Annotated in this window: 15 protein-coding genes; 1 reads left to right on the forward strand and 14 read right to left on the reverse strand. The window is 44.6% G+C overall.

The window, feature by feature from the left end; genetic code table 11:
• Nucleotides 1-15: 15 nt before the first annotated feature.
• The 8 genes from MKX74_RS14425 to MKX74_RS14460 all read right to left on the reverse strand — a co-directional run bounded on the left by MKX74_RS14425 (nt 16) and on the right by MKX74_RS14460 (nt 8971).
• Nucleotides 16-444: a hypothetical protein gene (locus tag MKX74_RS14425; RefSeq protein WP_341178882.1), complete on the reverse strand. Its 429-nt coding sequence runs from the start codon at nt 442-444 to the stop codon at nt 16-18.
• 54 nt (nt 445-498) lie between these two features.
• Entirely contained in the window at nt 499-3387 is a 2889-nt protein-coding gene (locus MKX74_RS14430) for a DUF5704 domain-containing protein (protein WP_341178883.1), read from the reverse strand.
• 36 nt (nt 3388-3423) lie between these two features.
• Nucleotides 3424-4674: an S-layer homology domain-containing protein gene (locus MKX74_RS14435; RefSeq protein ID WP_341178884.1), complete on the reverse strand. Its 1251-nt coding sequence runs from the start codon at nt 4672-4674 to the stop codon at nt 3424-3426.
• Between the two features lie 105 nt (nt 4675-4779).
• Nucleotides 4780-5754, reverse strand: coding sequence for a hypothetical protein (locus MKX74_RS14440; protein WP_341178885.1), 975 nt, complete (start codon nt 5752-5754; stop codon nt 4780-4782).
• Nucleotides 5741-6292 carry a hypothetical protein gene (locus MKX74_RS14445; protein ID WP_341178886.1) on the reverse strand — a complete coding sequence of 184 codons (552 nt, stop codon included), beginning with the start codon at nt 6290-6292 and terminating at the stop codon, nt 5741-5743. The genes MKX74_RS14440 and MKX74_RS14445 overlap by 14 nt, the downstream gene beginning before the upstream one ends.
• A gap of 12 nt (nt 6293-6304) precedes the next feature.
• Nucleotides 6305-6688, reverse strand: a complete 384-nt coding sequence (locus tag MKX74_RS14450; RefSeq protein WP_341178887.1) for a hypothetical protein — start codon at nt 6686-6688, stop codon at nt 6305-6307.
• A gap of 33 nt (nt 6689-6721) precedes the next feature.
• Nucleotides 6722-7138: a hypothetical protein gene (locus MKX74_RS14455; RefSeq protein WP_018884284.1), complete on the reverse strand. Its 417-nt coding sequence runs from the start codon at nt 7136-7138 to the stop codon at nt 6722-6724.
• Between the two features lie 42 nt (nt 7139-7180).
• Nucleotides 7181-8971 (reverse strand): hypothetical protein, encoded by a 1791-nt coding sequence (locus MKX74_RS14460; RefSeq protein WP_341178888.1) that lies wholly within the window; start codon nt 8969-8971, stop codon nt 7181-7183.
• Nucleotides 8972-9070: 99 nt separating this feature from the next.
• On the opposite strand from MKX74_RS14460, the gene MKX74_RS14465 reads away from it, so the two are divergent.
• The gene (locus MKX74_RS14465; RefSeq protein ID WP_341178889.1) at nt 9071-9235 is read left to right on the forward strand and encodes a hypothetical protein; all 165 of its coding nucleotides are present in this window, start codon (nt 9071-9073) and stop codon (nt 9233-9235) included.
• 11 nt (nt 9236-9246) lie between these two features.
• Here MKX74_RS14465 and MKX74_RS14470 read toward each other — a convergent pair whose 3' ends face one another.
• From MKX74_RS14470 to MKX74_RS14495, 6 genes are all read right to left on the reverse strand, one after another.
• A complete protein-coding gene (locus MKX74_RS14470; protein WP_341178890.1) occupies nt 9247-11121 on the reverse strand; it encodes a pilus assembly protein CpaF in 1875 nt (624 codons plus the stop codon).
• Nucleotides 11121-11975 carry a hypothetical protein gene (locus MKX74_RS14475; RefSeq protein ID WP_341178891.1) on the reverse strand — a complete coding sequence of 285 codons (855 nt, stop codon included), beginning with the start codon at nt 11973-11975 and terminating at the stop codon, nt 11121-11123. The genes MKX74_RS14470 and MKX74_RS14475 overlap by 1 nt, the downstream gene beginning before the upstream one ends.
• A gap of 1 nt (nt 11976) precedes the next feature.
• Nucleotides 11977-12720: a hypothetical protein gene (locus MKX74_RS14480; protein WP_341178892.1), complete on the reverse strand. Its 744-nt coding sequence runs from the start codon at nt 12718-12720 to the stop codon at nt 11977-11979.
• A gap of 15 nt (nt 12721-12735) precedes the next feature.
• Entirely contained in the window at nt 12736-13902 is a 1167-nt protein-coding gene (locus MKX74_RS14485) for an SAF domain-containing protein (RefSeq protein ID WP_341178893.1), read from the reverse strand.
• A 21-nt stretch (nt 13903-13923) separates the two neighbouring features.
• The gene (locus MKX74_RS14490; protein ID WP_341178894.1) at nt 13924-15414 is read right to left on the reverse strand and encodes a serine/threonine-protein kinase; all 1491 of its coding nucleotides are present in this window, start codon (nt 15412-15414) and stop codon (nt 13924-13926) included.
• A 256-nt stretch (nt 15415-15670) separates the two neighbouring features.
• Nucleotides 15671-16735 carry an SAM-dependent methyltransferase gene (locus MKX74_RS14495; RefSeq protein WP_341180582.1) on the reverse strand — a complete coding sequence of 355 codons (1065 nt, stop codon included), beginning with the start codon at nt 16733-16735 and terminating at the stop codon, nt 15671-15673.
• Nucleotides 16736-16749: the final 14 nt, after the last annotated feature.

Raw genomic sequence — 16749 nt, forward strand, 5'->3', positions numbered from 1 at the left:
GTTCCTCCTTTACTATTAATGCGTTACGTTGGAACTGAAGTCATCATAGCTGGATAAGTCTCCATGATAGTAAGCTATATCTCCATCTGGAGCGTCAAAGGAGTTACCATAGCGATCCTTAGCTACTTTACTGTACCCTTCTAACTTCCACTGGTTGTCCAATGGCGTAGTCGCTCCTTGAAGGCGGTAATATCGAAGGTATGGCTGATCCTCTCCAGCGCGATACGTCTCGATGTTGAAGTTGACCACGATATAACCGTTTCGCAAGAAAATGGGTGATTTATCAGTCAGTTTATGGGTTCGTCCGTATTCCGAAATACTGAATCCAGCAGGCACCACATATGGAGCTGCAGGCAAACTATATTCACCATACCACTGCTGTTCGGCAGCTAGCATACGACCTTTGTCCACCGTTTCAGGCACTTGTTGTGTTGATCCGATCAAGGTGCGAACATGCTGCGTCAAATTCAGCTGACTATACCCACCAATCTCGGTCTTTTACTTTGCTTGCTGCTCAAATTTCACATTACCATAGGTCGCGACGAATTTAGCTGTATTGCTGATGTCCTCGGCAGGTACATTCCGTAAACGATCACTAAGAATGATGCTACGCTGCGCGGTGTCCTGAGCAGATCCGATTTTGACGAATTTTTGACCTGTCGTCTGGTTGTGGTAATATAGATCCACTTTCTGACGACCACTTCCATCTTTATTGACGAAGTAGAAGGTAGGTAAGATCTTCACTCGGTCATTAGCACCGAACATATTCCCTTTCGTCTTGAAATCGAATTTGAAATGATAGCCTGTCTTAATCGCTACATTTTTATATCCTGTATTCGGGTGACTGCCAGGTCTTATCGGTAAGACATAAGGAAAGGTGTTACCGCGTTTTGCGCCATCAATAGAGCTCGTACCCACCCAATATGCTGCTCCTGTAGGCTTAGTACTCCCCTTTTTAGCACGGAAGACGGTCTCCCAATCGTAATCAGCAATGTCTGTAATTTTAAAATCGTACAGCCGACCAATGACTTGTACAGGAATCGTATTAATCGCCACATGATGATTCAAGTCAGTATTCGCCATACTCTGCCAAGTGAATTCAGCAGGTGCATTCTCCGCCATAGAACGAAAATGGACAGTATAGTTGCCTTCATCTACCCATGTTGGCATGCGAAATGTCGTATTCAATTGAGCAATTGGAATATCAATCCACGTATTTTTCGGGATATACTTGTTCTTTTCCTCGTTATACACATCAAATTCGAATAGTACCTGCTTATACGCTGTATATTTTGCATAATCCCGATGGCCAAAGCCGCGAATATCTCGGTGCACACCACTTGTTGGCATTGTCACTGTAAATGGTCGATCCATAATGAGTGCTGCACGCCCAGACGTTGGTGATACCCGTTGATTAAACGCCTTATCGTCCGTAATGGCCGGATACATGACGACAGGGGTATGGACCGTTACGGAGTTAAGATTTCCAATAGGCTGTTCCTGATTAGTTGCCTCCCCCAAACTCCCCTCCAGTTGCAAATAGGTAATTGTTCCTGTGGAAGCATTATCTGCTTGATTCACTTTCACCTTTGGAATCATATTATATGGCTTAAATAAAGTGTTCTCGTCAATGCTTAGAGGCGTTGGAATTCGGCCTGGCGCGGGCCCATTCGTTTGAACGATCGCACCGTCCATAATGGTATGACCATTAAACTCCAAAGCATCATTTCGTACATTCAGCTGTGGGGTGGCAGCCTCTGCAAAGGATTTTAGATTTTGGTCCGGTACATCTGGCTCACTATGGCCACCATCAATGGTTTGACTTGGGGCGCGGGCCGTTACAATGTCCGGATATTCGAGATGTTCTACACCCGTCTCCAGCGTCATGGATGGACTGTCATAGCTACTTCCTGGCTGAATCACAATTTCTCCGCCTTCAAAAGCATAGTTTTTAAGCTTCGCATTGTCGATTTTGAAAGCTTGCATTTCTGGAATAGTCCAGTACGAATATGGACGAACGATATCATAATGTGGATTCACGGTAACACTGCTGGATTTATTTACAGTGACCGTACGTGATGTGCCATCAGGCCGCTCCCGCTCCTCCTCCTCTTTCCATTTCAGGTTATATGTCTTGGAAACAGGAACCGTAAAGGTACATGTACCCGTGAATTTTTCAAATTTGTTGTTGTACAGATACTCCCGCGCCTGAACAACACCATATAGACTTTCACTGGTCGGAATCCCTTTGGCCACTTCAAATTTTTCACCGTCACGTTCATCGGCCTTAATTTTGCCTACAGCACTGCCATTCATGAGACTACCTGTCTGTGCACCTGCTGAAGCAGGATTAGTGCATACAACTCCTGGCTCCTGCTCCGGCTCGGGTAATTCTTCTCCATCTACAGCCACAACTATTGAAGAGGTGAGCCAGTAAACATCACTTTTCCAGGTTGCCGTAACTTTAGTGGTACCTTTGGCTTTAGCCGTGACCATGCCTGTCTGCGGATCGACAGTAGCGATATTGCTGTTGTCTGATTTCCATTCCGTCTTATCAGTTTCACTATTACGAGTTGTCACATCAAACCAATGCCCGAAGCTCGTTTGACCCGGTGCCTGTGTAGCCACCTCAGCGGTGAATTGAGCTTGTTCGTCAATAGCAAGCTGTTGTTTCCCCGTGACCTGAATCTTTTTGTGCTCTACAATGGTACCTCTCCATTCAAGATCGACTGGGGTCAGGTACAGAGCCGTCTTTTTGGGAGCTCCATTTGGTCGTGTCGATGGTCTTCCGTTGACTTCTTGCTGTTTGTTATATTCTTGCCTATATAGATTAGTACCGTCTTGTTCGCCTGATCCAATTTCTCCAGTGTATGAAGTAATAAGTACAAAATATAAATCTGATATTTGCAATTCAATTATTTTTGATTTTTGTTCTTGATAACCTGTTGTCATCACTTTAGCAATATGAGCATTTGTAACTTGATTTGGAGTATATGACTTGTTCTGCTTATCAAGGTAACTATTTGGCCTATAACTATCGTTTTTCATGTTAATCTTATCTGTAATTTCCTCAACAGCTGGCCAAGGCTCGTGATCCGATCCAATATTTGCTGTCTTTTTTTGGCCACCTGGAGCTCGATACGAAGTAGCATACCAATCTCCATCATCCTTCTGAAACCAGTAAATCCCCGGATTCGCATCTCTCACACCTGAAACGGGAATAACATGCTTTTGCTGCTTCACTGGTCCCACTGGCGTAATATATGAGTTTTTTAATTCCAATTGATCATCCAACGTTCCACTCACTGCAGCTACAGGATCAGCAAATGCTAGATTCGGTAAAAAACAGAATGTAAAAACCATAAAGATAACCAAAATATTTTTCATTTTAAATTTCGGAGTCAATTACTGCACTCCCTTCGTTTATTCATTTGATATAAACATTACTGTGACTTTATTATTTACATCGATAACTTCAGCTCTTCTTGTTGAATCAGACACTTTACTAATAGTTGCTTCCATCCAGAACCTTTGAGTCTTACCTTCTTTAAAAAAACCAGACGAAACATATTCATCTTCCGGTAAAGCATTGACTCCAAAATTTTTGATTGTTCCGCTATAAAAATTCGATCCGCTCAAAAGATGGTTTCCATTGGCATTTGCAAATGCTAAATTATTTAAGTTATCCCCACTTGGCGTGACAGTCGTTTCAATAAAAACGTTATATCTAGCAGCATCAACAAAGCCTGTAAACTTTTTATCAATAAACATCTTTCCATACAAATTCTTAGGCTTTTTATCCGTTGTAGCATCTACCACAATCATCCTATGAATTGTTTGAGTCCCCAAGTTATTCCTCATTTTATAAGGTATATCTTTGATCTGCTTAAAATCCGCTACTTCCCCCGTCTTCGCGACTGTTCCATATTGATATGGCGTTAACGACTTCAGGTTCGTTCCAGTCAGGCCCACTTCACGCATTTCATTCAAGTCGCGGAAGCTACTCGCTTCTTTCTTCTGCACTTCTTCATAGCGGCTCAAAATCGCTGCTACTTCAGCACGTGTCGTTGTCTTCGCGGTCCCAAAAGAACCATCCTCATAACCATTCATAAGACCTGTACCAAGTGCTACAGATACATACGGATAATCCACCTTGTCCAAGCCACCCTTGTAATACTCAGCAACAGGCACCAGCGTATCCTTGGTGTCTTCTAATGCTTTCTGAAAATCCTCTTGCGCGGAAGCCAAGCCTGACGCCATCCACTTCGCCATCTCACGGCGAGTCAGCTGTGTTGAAGGTTTGAAGCCTCCAGGGTAATCAGAAGGTGACATAAAGCCCATACCTAACGCTTTAGTAACTTCCTGTTCACTCCAATTCCCTTTCAAATCCGCAAAGCTACCCTTACCATCTACAACCTGATTTGTGGAGATACGGGACAAAATTGCGGCAAACTCCGCACGTGTCACAGGGGCGTTGGGACGGAAAGTTCCATCCGAGTACCCTTTCAAGTATCCCTTGTTAACTGCAGCATCTATTGAAGCTTTAGCCCAATGAGTGCTTGACACATCCTTGAAGGCTGCAGCAGCTACTGCAATGTTGGGTGTACCCACTAAGGCAGTTACTGCAGAGGTAAATGTAATACCTGCAAACACGGCTAGAGCTAGTTTTTTCATTTGTATAAATCCCCTTTTTCTCACTTTTTTTATCACTATATCTAGTTTAACCCCCTTTCCTTATTTAACCAATATTTTTATACATTTATTGTAAACTTATTTCAATCACCGTCTCCCAGGATAATAGCCTGCTTGAGCCGCATCACGCTCACTACTGAATTTCTCCAGAATTTCGCCACCAAAATAATCTGACTCCCGATAGTATACTTTCTGACCATCCTGCTCGTATCCGTATATCACCGGTGACTTGATTAGTCTGCTTCCTCCCAGCGCATAGCTGTTATAGTAGTTCATCCCTACAGGGACACCTTGTATGAAGGAGAGCACGCCAACATCATTGATGGTGTTATTCCATTCCTCCTGAGAAATAACAGGCAACATGAACCTGTAACTAATCCCCACGCGACTGACATGCTGGTTGTACAAATTGATCGTATGCTCCACATTCCGCTGTAATGTATCTATTATCGTTTGCCTACGAACAGCTTCGAAGGCTACTGGGTCATTCACCAGTGGGATATTGTAATCCACTTCAGCAGCGACTTCCTCTCTCGTGCCCTCAACCCACTGTTTATTGTGAGAATTATAGGCATAGATATAGTCGTCCAGCGTGAAAGCAATGCTATTGCCTTGCTCATCCAGATATGTGTATGCTTTTTTCGAGTTCCATACCTGCCGATTCTCCAGTTCTCCTCTTTCATTGCGGAACGACTCATTTGTATACACCCAGATCCCGTCGTAATCAATAATAGCTAATAGAGGTATATAAGCTTTCAAGACACCTTGCGCTGTGGCATCATCTGCAATACCAGTATTATGAAATAAAGTTTCGTAGAAAGCTTCTACAGCCAACTCCTTATTGGCTCGAACTTTCTTCAGTGAGCCGTAATTACTTTCCTGGTTCTGACTTTCATTCATCTGCAGCGCAAAAGCAGCATCCTGCACAGCCGCCTGAAAAGCTCCGTTATACATGACCATAGCTTCCTGCGTGCGCTCCTGTTCCATTACTCTTAGGTCATTCTTAAAGAACAGAGGGAACACGATTATGACAAACACCACAGCCCAGCTAAAAATCTTCATTCAAGATCATGCCCCCGTACGGAATATAGATCCTGTTAAATGCAATGGATTCACTTCCCGTCAGAAAATTGCGGATCAGCGTGGCCTTCGTCGTATTCGTATTCCTTACGGTCACGGAAAAGAAATCCCCAGTTCTCATATAGTACTTGCGATGTTCACTTTCATCTGAGGTCATCCCTCCAGGAAATAACGTAGCCATTACCTCATTGGTATATTTCCCGTCATAGAATACGTCAGTCTGTCCTGTGAAGGAGTCTGGATCTTCCGGATCTGAGTATATCGGATGATATTGCTTGGCCTTATGTTCAAGCTGGATATCATAGAGATTCGAGGTTCCCAGTTCCCTGACAAAATCGTTATACATGATCGGAGAGATATACCCTTTATTCCGAACTGCATCCACAAAGCTGGTCGTTGCCTGATAAGCCATGTTATAAGCAATTTGATCCTGCTGCTCAAAGGCTGATTGCATCGGATAAATATAAAGCAGACCACAAGCGACCATAAATACAAAAGGATAAAGTATGTATTTGGCCATCTTCAACCATCCCTACCTTTTGCGGAAAACAACGCGTTCGAGCTTTCCTTGATTATTCCTGAGATACTCTATGCCATAGTCCGATTCCATCGAGATCATACCGACATTTGCCTCATGGATGTCAGCATCTTTTTGAAAGAGATACCCGTCCACTATAATATCCGCATCAATCTCAGCAATCTGAAATATAGACTGGAGAACTGTGGTGCCATACACAACCTCGTCTCCCTCTAAGGCAGGACTCATGATCAAGTCTCTATCCCTTATGGTTATGGCTTCGTCCACCGTAGCCAAAGAAGCCTGACTTTGACTATACAATGATATCGCCACTGTGATTGCCGTAATAAATAGCCCTACGCTTAATGACATGAATAACATTCTTTCTACTACGTTCATGCTCTCGATCCCATCCTAAGTCCAGCTTGAATACTATCTCTGCTTAAATACAATTCCTGTCACGACATTGTTTACATCCCGTTCAATCGTACCTTCAAATTGACCAGATGGATTCACATATTCATTGGAGGTTGGCTTCGTCGTTCCACCAATGTTCCCTTTTGTATAAGACGTACCTCCCGAATTTTTATTAGTAATTACCTTCACTGAAAAATCCTCTTTATTCGAATATTTGCGGATCGTATTCACCACCTGACTACCTGTCAAAATGGTATTATCATAACCAGCATAGGACTGACCCGATAGCTCTGTCTGAATGGCGGAGAACTCCGTTTGTGCTTGCTTCGCACCCTCCTGCGCTGTACCAAACAATGTTACACTTAGCGTAATGAGAGCGATAGCTAGAAATAATCCCGCGGCTCCTAAAATAGCTTTTGCTGCTGTACTCATGTCCTTATCTCCTTTTCACATGATTCACAATTCAAACTACCTCTACCTTCCTGATATTCTCGTAATTTGCTGAAACGAATCTGCCGTTTGCATGATGCTCAGATACACCATCGGCACAACGAGATACAAGAAAATCAGATAAAATGATGGGGTAAGACCCAGAGCTCTTCCCCAAAATGCTTTCACCTCAATTAATCTGTTGAAATGCTCCTTTCGTTTCTCGGAGTAATACTCCTTTGTTAGCTCCAGATCATCAAATGCCTGCCTTAATGGAATTTTCTCAACGGACAGCTGTAGCTTTTCGATGATTCTCCCAAAAGCCTCAAAGGATACGATTTCTTTTAAATTCTCCAAAGCCTCCTCTGGGCCACTACTGAAGATATTAAGCGTATTCTTTAGCGGGTCCTTGAAAATCACACTGTAACGCTCCATCCATTCCATAACGGTCTCAACATCCATTCTTTCGAAATGAGCCAAAATCGATATAATAGTATGAAATTGATCCACCTCATCCTGCATTTCCATGTAACGTACTTTTTTCTGAAAATGCAGTAGCCAGACGGGCCAGTGATAAGCTGCTGTTGCCAGGATCAGGGTAAAGAGTAGCTCCCACCATTTGAAGTATTCCTGTTGAATCTCCATATACTTGTGATAGATCCGATTAGCTGCTGTAATTGTTCTCGTATCATGCTCACTAGTCTGTGTGAATGTGCTGATTAAGGTCCTTAACCTTTCGGGTGTTACCTCTGTTCCTTGGGCCAGCGTCCGAATTATGGCACGATCAAAATCTGTATTCTGCTGAGCAGTCCTTAGTTCATTGGGGCCCAATCTTCCAAACACTCCCGTACCCCTCAGTGGATCATATAGTACGTTGTGTGTAGCTAATGAATGCATGTACACGAACATCGTTACCGACATAACAAGTACGATCAGACAGAGTAACATGCGCTGTACATAAAGCCATTCCAACGTTAGATAAGAATTTGCGTTCTTGATTAGTTGAACAAGTCTAAAGTGTTTTTTTTGATGTCGCTGCGGTATGATCCGATCCACCAACCATCGTAGCGGCAGTATCTTGGTATAAAGAAGCTTCTCCCACAGCATACGCTCAGACTTGGCTATGTACCGGGCTTCATCGTTAGCGAGCAGCTTCTTGATCATGGCGTAGCATAATAGCACTATGAGGAAGAAGAACACCTTTGTAAAAAAGCCCATTTTACTTGTATAAAAGTCACTCATCACTGGAAAATACCTTCGCGCCCAGCCCTCAATAGGTTGAATGAACAGAACCGAGAGCACTGCGATCGTGGAAAGTCCCTTGAGAAGATAGTTAAGTCTATCTCTTCGTAGAATGTCATAATTAATGTCCTGAATTAGCTTGGCAATTGCATTCAAGTACATAGAGGAGTCCCTCACCATTCGATCGCCATACTCTGAGACTAGATAAGAGAAGCCGGTGAACATCTTATAATATTTGTTGGGCGCAACTTCATAGTAGATATCCAGTGCCCTTTGCTGATCATCTGCTGTTAAAATCTCATAAATGCGTTCTCCGTGGCCAGCTGTCTCATGAGGAGCACTCTGACTAGCTTCATAAATGGCCTCCTCAACATTCTTGGTACGCTGGAACTGATGTCGTGTATTTTCAAATAAAATAACAGACTGCTTCAGTAAGCGATCCTCTACACGGTTCACGAACGTCGTAATCATAATTCCATTCACCACGACAGCTCCAAACAAAATGAAACACATCGTAATGAAATCCCGACTGATTAGACAGAACAGTATTACCAGTACAGTAGTCGAGATCAAGGTAGTAAATGCTATTCTCATCGTCTGACGCCGAATCGTGTATTCGTCAAAAGAATCTAGAACTTCAAGGCGTTTGCGAATTTTCCATATGTACCTGCGTAGAGGAGGTACTCTCTGAAAATGAACATACGATTTTTGGTAGAACAGATGAAGCCGATGCTGGCTAGCACGTCTGCCAAACTGCTGCTGCAAGATATTCCTTTGTCTAGTTCGTTGGTTACCGATAGTAATAAGAATAAACAACAGCATGAGTATAACGAAGCCCCCAAGGGCCATCCCGAATAATAGCCAAAGATTCATGCAGGCTGCCCCCAATAGACTGATATCAAATGAACCAGCTTGGCACGATCCGTATCATTCATATGCTTCATCATTTCTGATGTTTGATGTTCTGAAATGGGATGCTTGGCAACATACCCACCATTCTCAAATACGATGATATCTCGTCCCTCGAAGGTCTTGCGATCTGTCATACGTCTGTAAAACTCCATGGCAGCCTGTTCCGGCTGATTCGGGTAAGACTGCTGATCCAATAAAGGTACACATTCCGTTATTCGCTCAATGTATCTTCGCCCCTGCGCATCCTTGAACAAGTGGATATCAAAATCCAATACATTTACTACCTGCTGCTCGGCAATGGACTCATTACGAAATAGACCTGTCTGAAGAGTCGAGTTACGAAGCGAGTAGACCAAATCCCGAAACGTCTTGGCATGGTGTGATAAAATGGTAAACAAGCTGGCAACGGTCCCCGCCTGCAAGAACCAGGTTACTTGCTCTGCTGTAGCTGCCTCACCGATAATATTGACAGCTCCATCCGTCTTCTTCTGGATATCCATCCCTTTCTGGCCTGTAATATCTGCTGTCTCGCGAATAGAAACAATATTACGCTGTGGAAACAGCTTGCGCAGATGGAGCTCAAAAGCCATTTCCTGTACCCGCAGTGTCAGATACCCATGAATGTACCGAGTCATAGCCATCATTAGCGTGGATTTCCCGGTTCCCTGATCACCAGTAACTGCTGTAACTCTCGCCCCCTTCATCAAGAGCGCAATCAATTCGGCAGGCAGGTCCGCATTACAGACAGATTCTCCATCCTCAGGTTGTAGAAACTGCTCCAGATTCGTATATGACAGATTGAACTTTCGATTAAAAAACACCCACGACTCGGCGAAAGGAGGACGCATTACTACAATGCGGGAATGATCCTTCATGTCATTAACAATATAACCATTCTGCTCAGTGAGCTGGCCTGGATTGTTCCATTTGTAGATCGTCTGACAAATTCGCTTCAGTTCTAATTCACTGCCAAAAGACAGGAAGGACAGATGGATCGTTTTGCCACGATACATAATCCAGATCGAATGAGTGGCATCCTGTGCTGAATTAGTTCGCATCGTCATCAACATCTCCTCTTCGTCCTCAATATCCCTCATAGACGAAGGAATACCTGACACTCCCCCGGATATACCGTCAATATCCATGTTGCGAATCTCATCAATAACGCCAAATCCCTTGAAGCTCTGATAAATCCTTTGCGTAATAATCTGTAGCTTGTCCTCAAAGCTAAGGCTACCTCTTACCTTCTGCCGATATATGTGCCTGATTTCCTCCGCTGTAATGATGTAGGATTCTGTGTCACCATGTTCAATGACCTGTTTGAGATCATCCAGCCGATACTCGTCAATCATGCGGGAGAGGGCTTTGTACTGATACTTTTGTTTATATAATTGAAGCAAAATATCAAACTGATCTTGTACCGTAAGCTGTGCTGGCTCTCCAAATGGAATGATCTGATCCACATTATGCTCGTTCAGTCCGTAATCGCGAATGAGCAAATCAAAGATAAGCTCCTTGATGTACAGCTTGTCATAAAGATCACCACTATTACAGCCTTTCAAGGCTGCCTTCAATTCCGTACGCATTTGCTTGTGACGATTAAAATCCTCCAAATCTAGTGCCAAATCGTATAGGTTGGCTCCAGTCAATTCATTGAATTGATCTTTAATGTACTTAATCATCACCTGCAAGCTGTACTTTTCACGTTCCAGCTGAGGTAATGTTGTGGCTGGAACCGCGTATGCATTCAATCTTCTTAATTGGTAGACGCACCATACGATCAAAGCAAGTAGAATCACACAAATGATGATGCCATTTATGAGAAACGTCACTACGATATTCCCCTCTCTATCCTTTTAACATCTGTATTGACTCCTATCTGAGTTAAAATCTCTTTTGTGATTCGCTGTACATCACTGATAAATGAGTAACTATCATGACGTCTACCGACATGGCGTGTGCGCCGGAACCAGGACAGCACATCCTTGTCATTTATAGCATCCCGATAAGCTGAAAGATAAGGTACCGTTAGAATCGGCCCTTGAATCCGATACGTACGCTTTAGATTCACCAAGCTGTATTTAGATCTACTGTCATATTGAGACAGGAGAATAAGCTTAGGCTTATGTTGAAGTGATTCTGGCCAAAATTGTGGACACATACATCTCTCAATCCCATCTGTCTCTTGACCCAGACTAATCACGATCAGATCAGACTGCTCCAACAGCCGATTAGTCACTGGATTCTCAAATCCACTGCACACATCCAGTATGATCGCCTGATAATATCGATTCGCCTGTTCAAACAACAACGGTAGCATTCTTGAAAGCTCTTCTCGATAACAGTGATCCTGATAAGCTCGACTCTGTTTGTTAGTTCCTAGCAGCAAATCCAGTCTCCCAGGTTCCAGAGAAATAGAGTGATTGCTGATGCTTTCCGGAGTGAGTCGCTTCGTTTTTAATAGTCGCTCCAGGGCATCCAAGCCTAAAGTAGCTGTGTTCACAAAATTTTTGAGCTGTAGCTCCTTGGATTTGGCGAAAGCTCCCTGTAAATCTCCCCCGCGTTGCTGAGTCTGCACCATTAACGTTCGCAGGTCATACTCCAGTCCAAGCAGCGTGCCTACTGCTGCAGCATTGGCTGAGTTACCTCTCCCACGCTCAGGACTCCAAAATGTAATAATTGCCATCCTATCTTCCCCTCTCAGCTAATTTCAGTGCTCCCTGTAGTTGCTTCGGTGGAACCTCTGTCCAGATCCGCAGAAGATGGAGCAGATTGCGCTTGGTTGCCCTAGAAAGAGACTTTAATCGAAACTCTGATTCGAATTGCATCTGACTCTTCAGGGCCATCTCCCGCTCATCCAGATAAAATAAAAACTCGCGCTCCTCTTCAAACGTAATCGGTAAATGAGACAGGGTAGACCGTAAATACTCTGGATCGACAATCGTTTCCACGAACGGATAGTGTATCTCTGTAAAGGGTATGAGCTTCGTCTGCATCTGTCCCAGATATATCTCCAACATGGCTATATTACAGCTAATGGTGTACCGATCCGCATTTGACACAAGCACATGCTGGTCCACCATTCCCCACTTCCGAATCGAATTTGACTCAAGAAATGACGAGATGTCGGTATCAATTAACACAAAATCGTACGTACCCAAGTTCTTCTGTTCCTGCTGTAATTCTGTATTCAAGGCTTCATAGATTGTCTCCCCAGCTGTACAAGAAGGAAGAAAGTTCGTGGCGACATCAAAGCCGTTACATTCAGTAATGATCTGCTTCGCCTCAAATTCCGGAATCATATAGCTGTATCTCTGCTGCATCGTGGCATCAACGATCAACACTTGCCAAGCTGCCTTGGACATTATTTTGGCACAGTACATTAATAGCTCAGATTTATCACAGGCCCCTATAAACAGTATTTTCTTCACAAAGCATGCTCCTCTTTATGGTTCTACGTGCTTCTCCGGCTGTTGCCCATAGATGATATCCTCAGCAGTTGCTGCAGGATCTTCCGTTTCCGATACATTGACGGAATTGGACTGAACTTTCGACTCTCGTCTTGACAACTCATTGTTTAAAGAACTATACACTTTCTTGCTGTCCTGATCTTGCTGATGGTTTCCCCTCGAACCTTCAATTGTGGAACTCACATCCACAGTTGAATCTGTAGAGCTAGTTGGATAAGAACTCATTACTGGTGGGAGCTCTGATGTATATTCATTGCTACCTTTCTCGATGTAGCTGGTACTTAATCCATTTTTGCTTTGATTTTGGATGCCGGCTCCAGCCTTAAAGTTCTGGAGGTCTACCTCCGACATATTTATGAGATGCGCCTCAAGCGTCTCTCTTTTGCGGATTTCAAGCTGCTTGGTCGCAATTGCGACGATATTGGGATCCGATTGAATGAGCTTGCGGACCTCCTGCTTCGGCGGATAGGTAACCACCGCATTCTTTTGCATATAAGGATCTACATAGCTGAGTGCATATATAGTTGCGTCATGAATATAGGCGTCTACAATGGCGCTTGACATCATGAGTATCTCCTCCTCACTCATTTCGTAGGTAATGAGATCGCCAGAGAGATCTTTTATTTCTTTTTTGGATAGAACAATAAAATCCTCTCCAGTCGGAAACTTGATGCGAACATCAACGAACTCCCTTTGCTTTAGCTTCTGTGGAAGCTGAATTAGCCGAAACTCCTGATTCCGTATATCTGCTGCAGTTACACCCTTGGTATACAGCATAGATGCAGTAACCGGTGTGTTTCTTGGTAAAGAAATCTTGGTGTACTTGCCGATCACATCCTCCAACGCCAAAACGTTCTCAGGTAAAGCTGTCACTGGTAAGCGAACCATTGCAATATCCTCTGCCGATAGTTGATCCCCTGCTGTGCGTGCCCTGGACACCAGTGGAACCTCCTTAAATTCTTGGTTTAATATCTCCTGTGCTTCAACAAGCTGAATTTCCAGCGCAGAACGCTGCTCACTGTAGCCGCCTTGCACACTCTTCATGATCCATATACCTACTGCTGTACAGATTAACAGTGTAATCGCTGCGCCGATCCCCACAGCGAGTGCGAGTTGCCTGTGGCGAAGTCTAAATCTGGACATTCCAGCTGAACCTCCCTCATTCTATCTTCTGAACAAAAAACGAAACCACTTTTTACGTACTGGCATAGAGCCATGAATTAATTTACTTAATTCTTGCTCCATATCCGTGCTTGGACCAAATGGGTCCAGATGCAGCGGAAGAGCAAACATTCGCTTCGTCTTTAGAACACGACCGACTCTAGAAGCAACTTCCTGCGAAGCGAGTGGAAGGCAGTAGCTCCATCTTGCTTGCGGCTCGCAGGGAAGTGTCTGGACAAAATGTATCAGATCAGCCACTCGCCATTCGGCTCCTGGCGCGACGATAATCGGGAAGTCTGCACGCTGAAATTCTTCCAGGCTGTACGTATGACTCAGATGACCCATATCAAGGACAATCCATTCGTAACTGCCGCCAAGTAAAGCAATGACGTCCGCTCTGGAGCTTCGCCTCCAGTAATGCACTCCCTCTAGGGCAAAAGAGCGACTAGCCCGATTCTGCTCCATAGACTCTGCTTCTCCCTGCAGAAGGCCTCGTATTCGATCAAATGCCCACGTCTCTTCATTCATTTCTGCCAAAGCAACCGAATAGCCGTTTCTTTCAAGAAAATGACTAATGGCAATAGCCGTGTGGGTCACTCCACAGCCAGCTGCAGTGCCCATGAGTGCAATAACTCGCGTACCGCTGTGCCCGATTCCTTTGGTGCGGTGACTATCCTTCCATTCACCTCCATATAAACTGAACTGAATATCGCCAACTACCTCTTGCGCTGTCTGGTAGCGTTCACCTGGATTATAACGCAGCAATTTGCGAATGATTGTCAGCAGCTCACCTGGTACACATGATTGAATCTCTCGCTCCACCTCTGGTCGCCATTCGCTATATTTGCCGGATGAGGCCATGTACAGGAGAATTGCCCCCAGACTATAGAGGTCCGAGCGTTCATCCGTCTGCCCTCCTCCATACTGCTCCGGTGCGGCAAAGCCAATCGTCCCGAGCTTTACAGTGTCCTCTTCATAACCTACCTTGTAATTGCGCGCAATGCCAAAATCAATGCATTTCAGCTCATAATCTGGCGTAATCATGATATTGGAAGGCTTCAAATCCCGGTAAATTACAGCAGGCTGATGGCCGTGTAGATATTGCAGAACATCCAGCAGCTGCAGTGCGAACGATCGGATATGATCATCCCGATGTAGGTCTGCACCCGCGCTTCGCAGATGCTCCTCTAGTGTCACCCCCTCGATATAGTCCATCACCAGATAGACGTAGCCGCTCTCCATATCTTCGAAAAAATCAGTTACACGTGGCAAGCGAGAATGTGTAAGTGATATCAACAAGCTAGCCTCCCTGCGCAGATCGATTAAGCGGCTATGCTGCACGGCTGTCTCCTTGATCGCCCACACTTTTCCGTTCAGCTTGAGATCCTCTGCCATATACACACGGCTCATACCTCCTGCACCAATCGTTCTACTGATCCGGTATCTACTGACCAGCACCTCCCCTTGAGCAAGTCGCACCTTTGCCCTCAACATGATCCCTCCCATATCCCTAGCCTTATTCATATAAAATTCACAACACAAAAAAGGGAAAGTCATCCATGAATCCTCCTCTATTACGAGGTGATTCGGGATGCTTTCCCTGTATGCTCTATTCAGTTACCATGCAATTTAGAAGTAATTATATAGCATGTGTACAGAATTTGTAAACTAGTTTTTGAAATTTCTTAAAGTCAGTCCTTGGATTCAATCAATGACCCTTAAAACCTAGTACATAGCGCATTACACACATCTACAAATACTTAATCATATAAAGTGTAATCTCGTCCCGGTTATGAAAAAGCTGTTTGGCACGCTGTACCTGCATACCGGCTTCCTCAAAGGTAGATATGACATCCTGTATGAGCGCAAGCGGCTTCTTATGCATCAGCTTTACCGTCACTATTGCTGTTCCGCCACTAACCAGGCTGTATAGCAGATTCGTAACCAATTTAGCCATCTGCTTCGGACTCCAGCTCATGTCGCATACCAGAAGGTCGAACTGCTGCTCCCGAAAGCGCACTTCACCTGCATTTTTTCGCAAGTAAGTCAGGTTCGGCATACTCATAACAGTCGGGTCCATTTTAGCCGGATCAACAGCTGTCACCTTCACGCCACGCTCAAGCAGGAAGGACGTCCAGCCACCAGGTGCTGCTCCAATATCCAGTGCATTTCGATAGGCCGTAAAATCAATACCAAATTGCTCTGCCGCTTCCAGCAGCTTGAATTTGGCCCGCGAGACCTGTCCCTCTTCTTTCTGGAAGCGAATCGCTCCACCATTCCAGTCAGACAGATTGTCAGCAGGCTCCGACAGACCTGCGTACCATACAGGACCATCAGCTAGCACTGATAGAATGTAATCCGCCTCACGCACCGTGAATTCGGCCTGTAGCTCCGACAGACGATCCGTAATAGCCTGCTTAAGTGCCCCGGCACTTTCCGTCCAGTAGGTCGAGTCTTTTGTTTTACGCACCTGAATGGAAATTCGTCTTCCCTGCAGCTTCTTATGCTGGCCCAGTACATATTTCGTTAACTGCTCCAGTGCTGACTCGGCATCCTCCACAGGCTCCTGATACTGTACAGGGAACAAGTGGCGTAAGAACATGACAGGGTGTTCCTGCAGCCGCTTGACCACATCTGCAGACTCAGCAGGTAAGGTAACTAGAAAAATTTCTCCTGGTACAAGCATCGTACTCTTCAACGAACCAAATAGACGGCGGAGCTCCTCCTGTGCATAGGGTGCAAAACTAAAATTAGCCGAGCAAATAAAACGGGCTTGACTGCCCGTGTCCTCGCCGTGGCCTGATTCCGGTAACATCGCTTCCAAATTCC

Source organism: Paenibacillus sp. FSL K6-1230 (genome assembly GCF_038002385.1).
Lineage (GTDB): Bacteria > Bacillota > Bacilli > Paenibacillales > Paenibacillaceae > Paenibacillus > Paenibacillus massiliensis.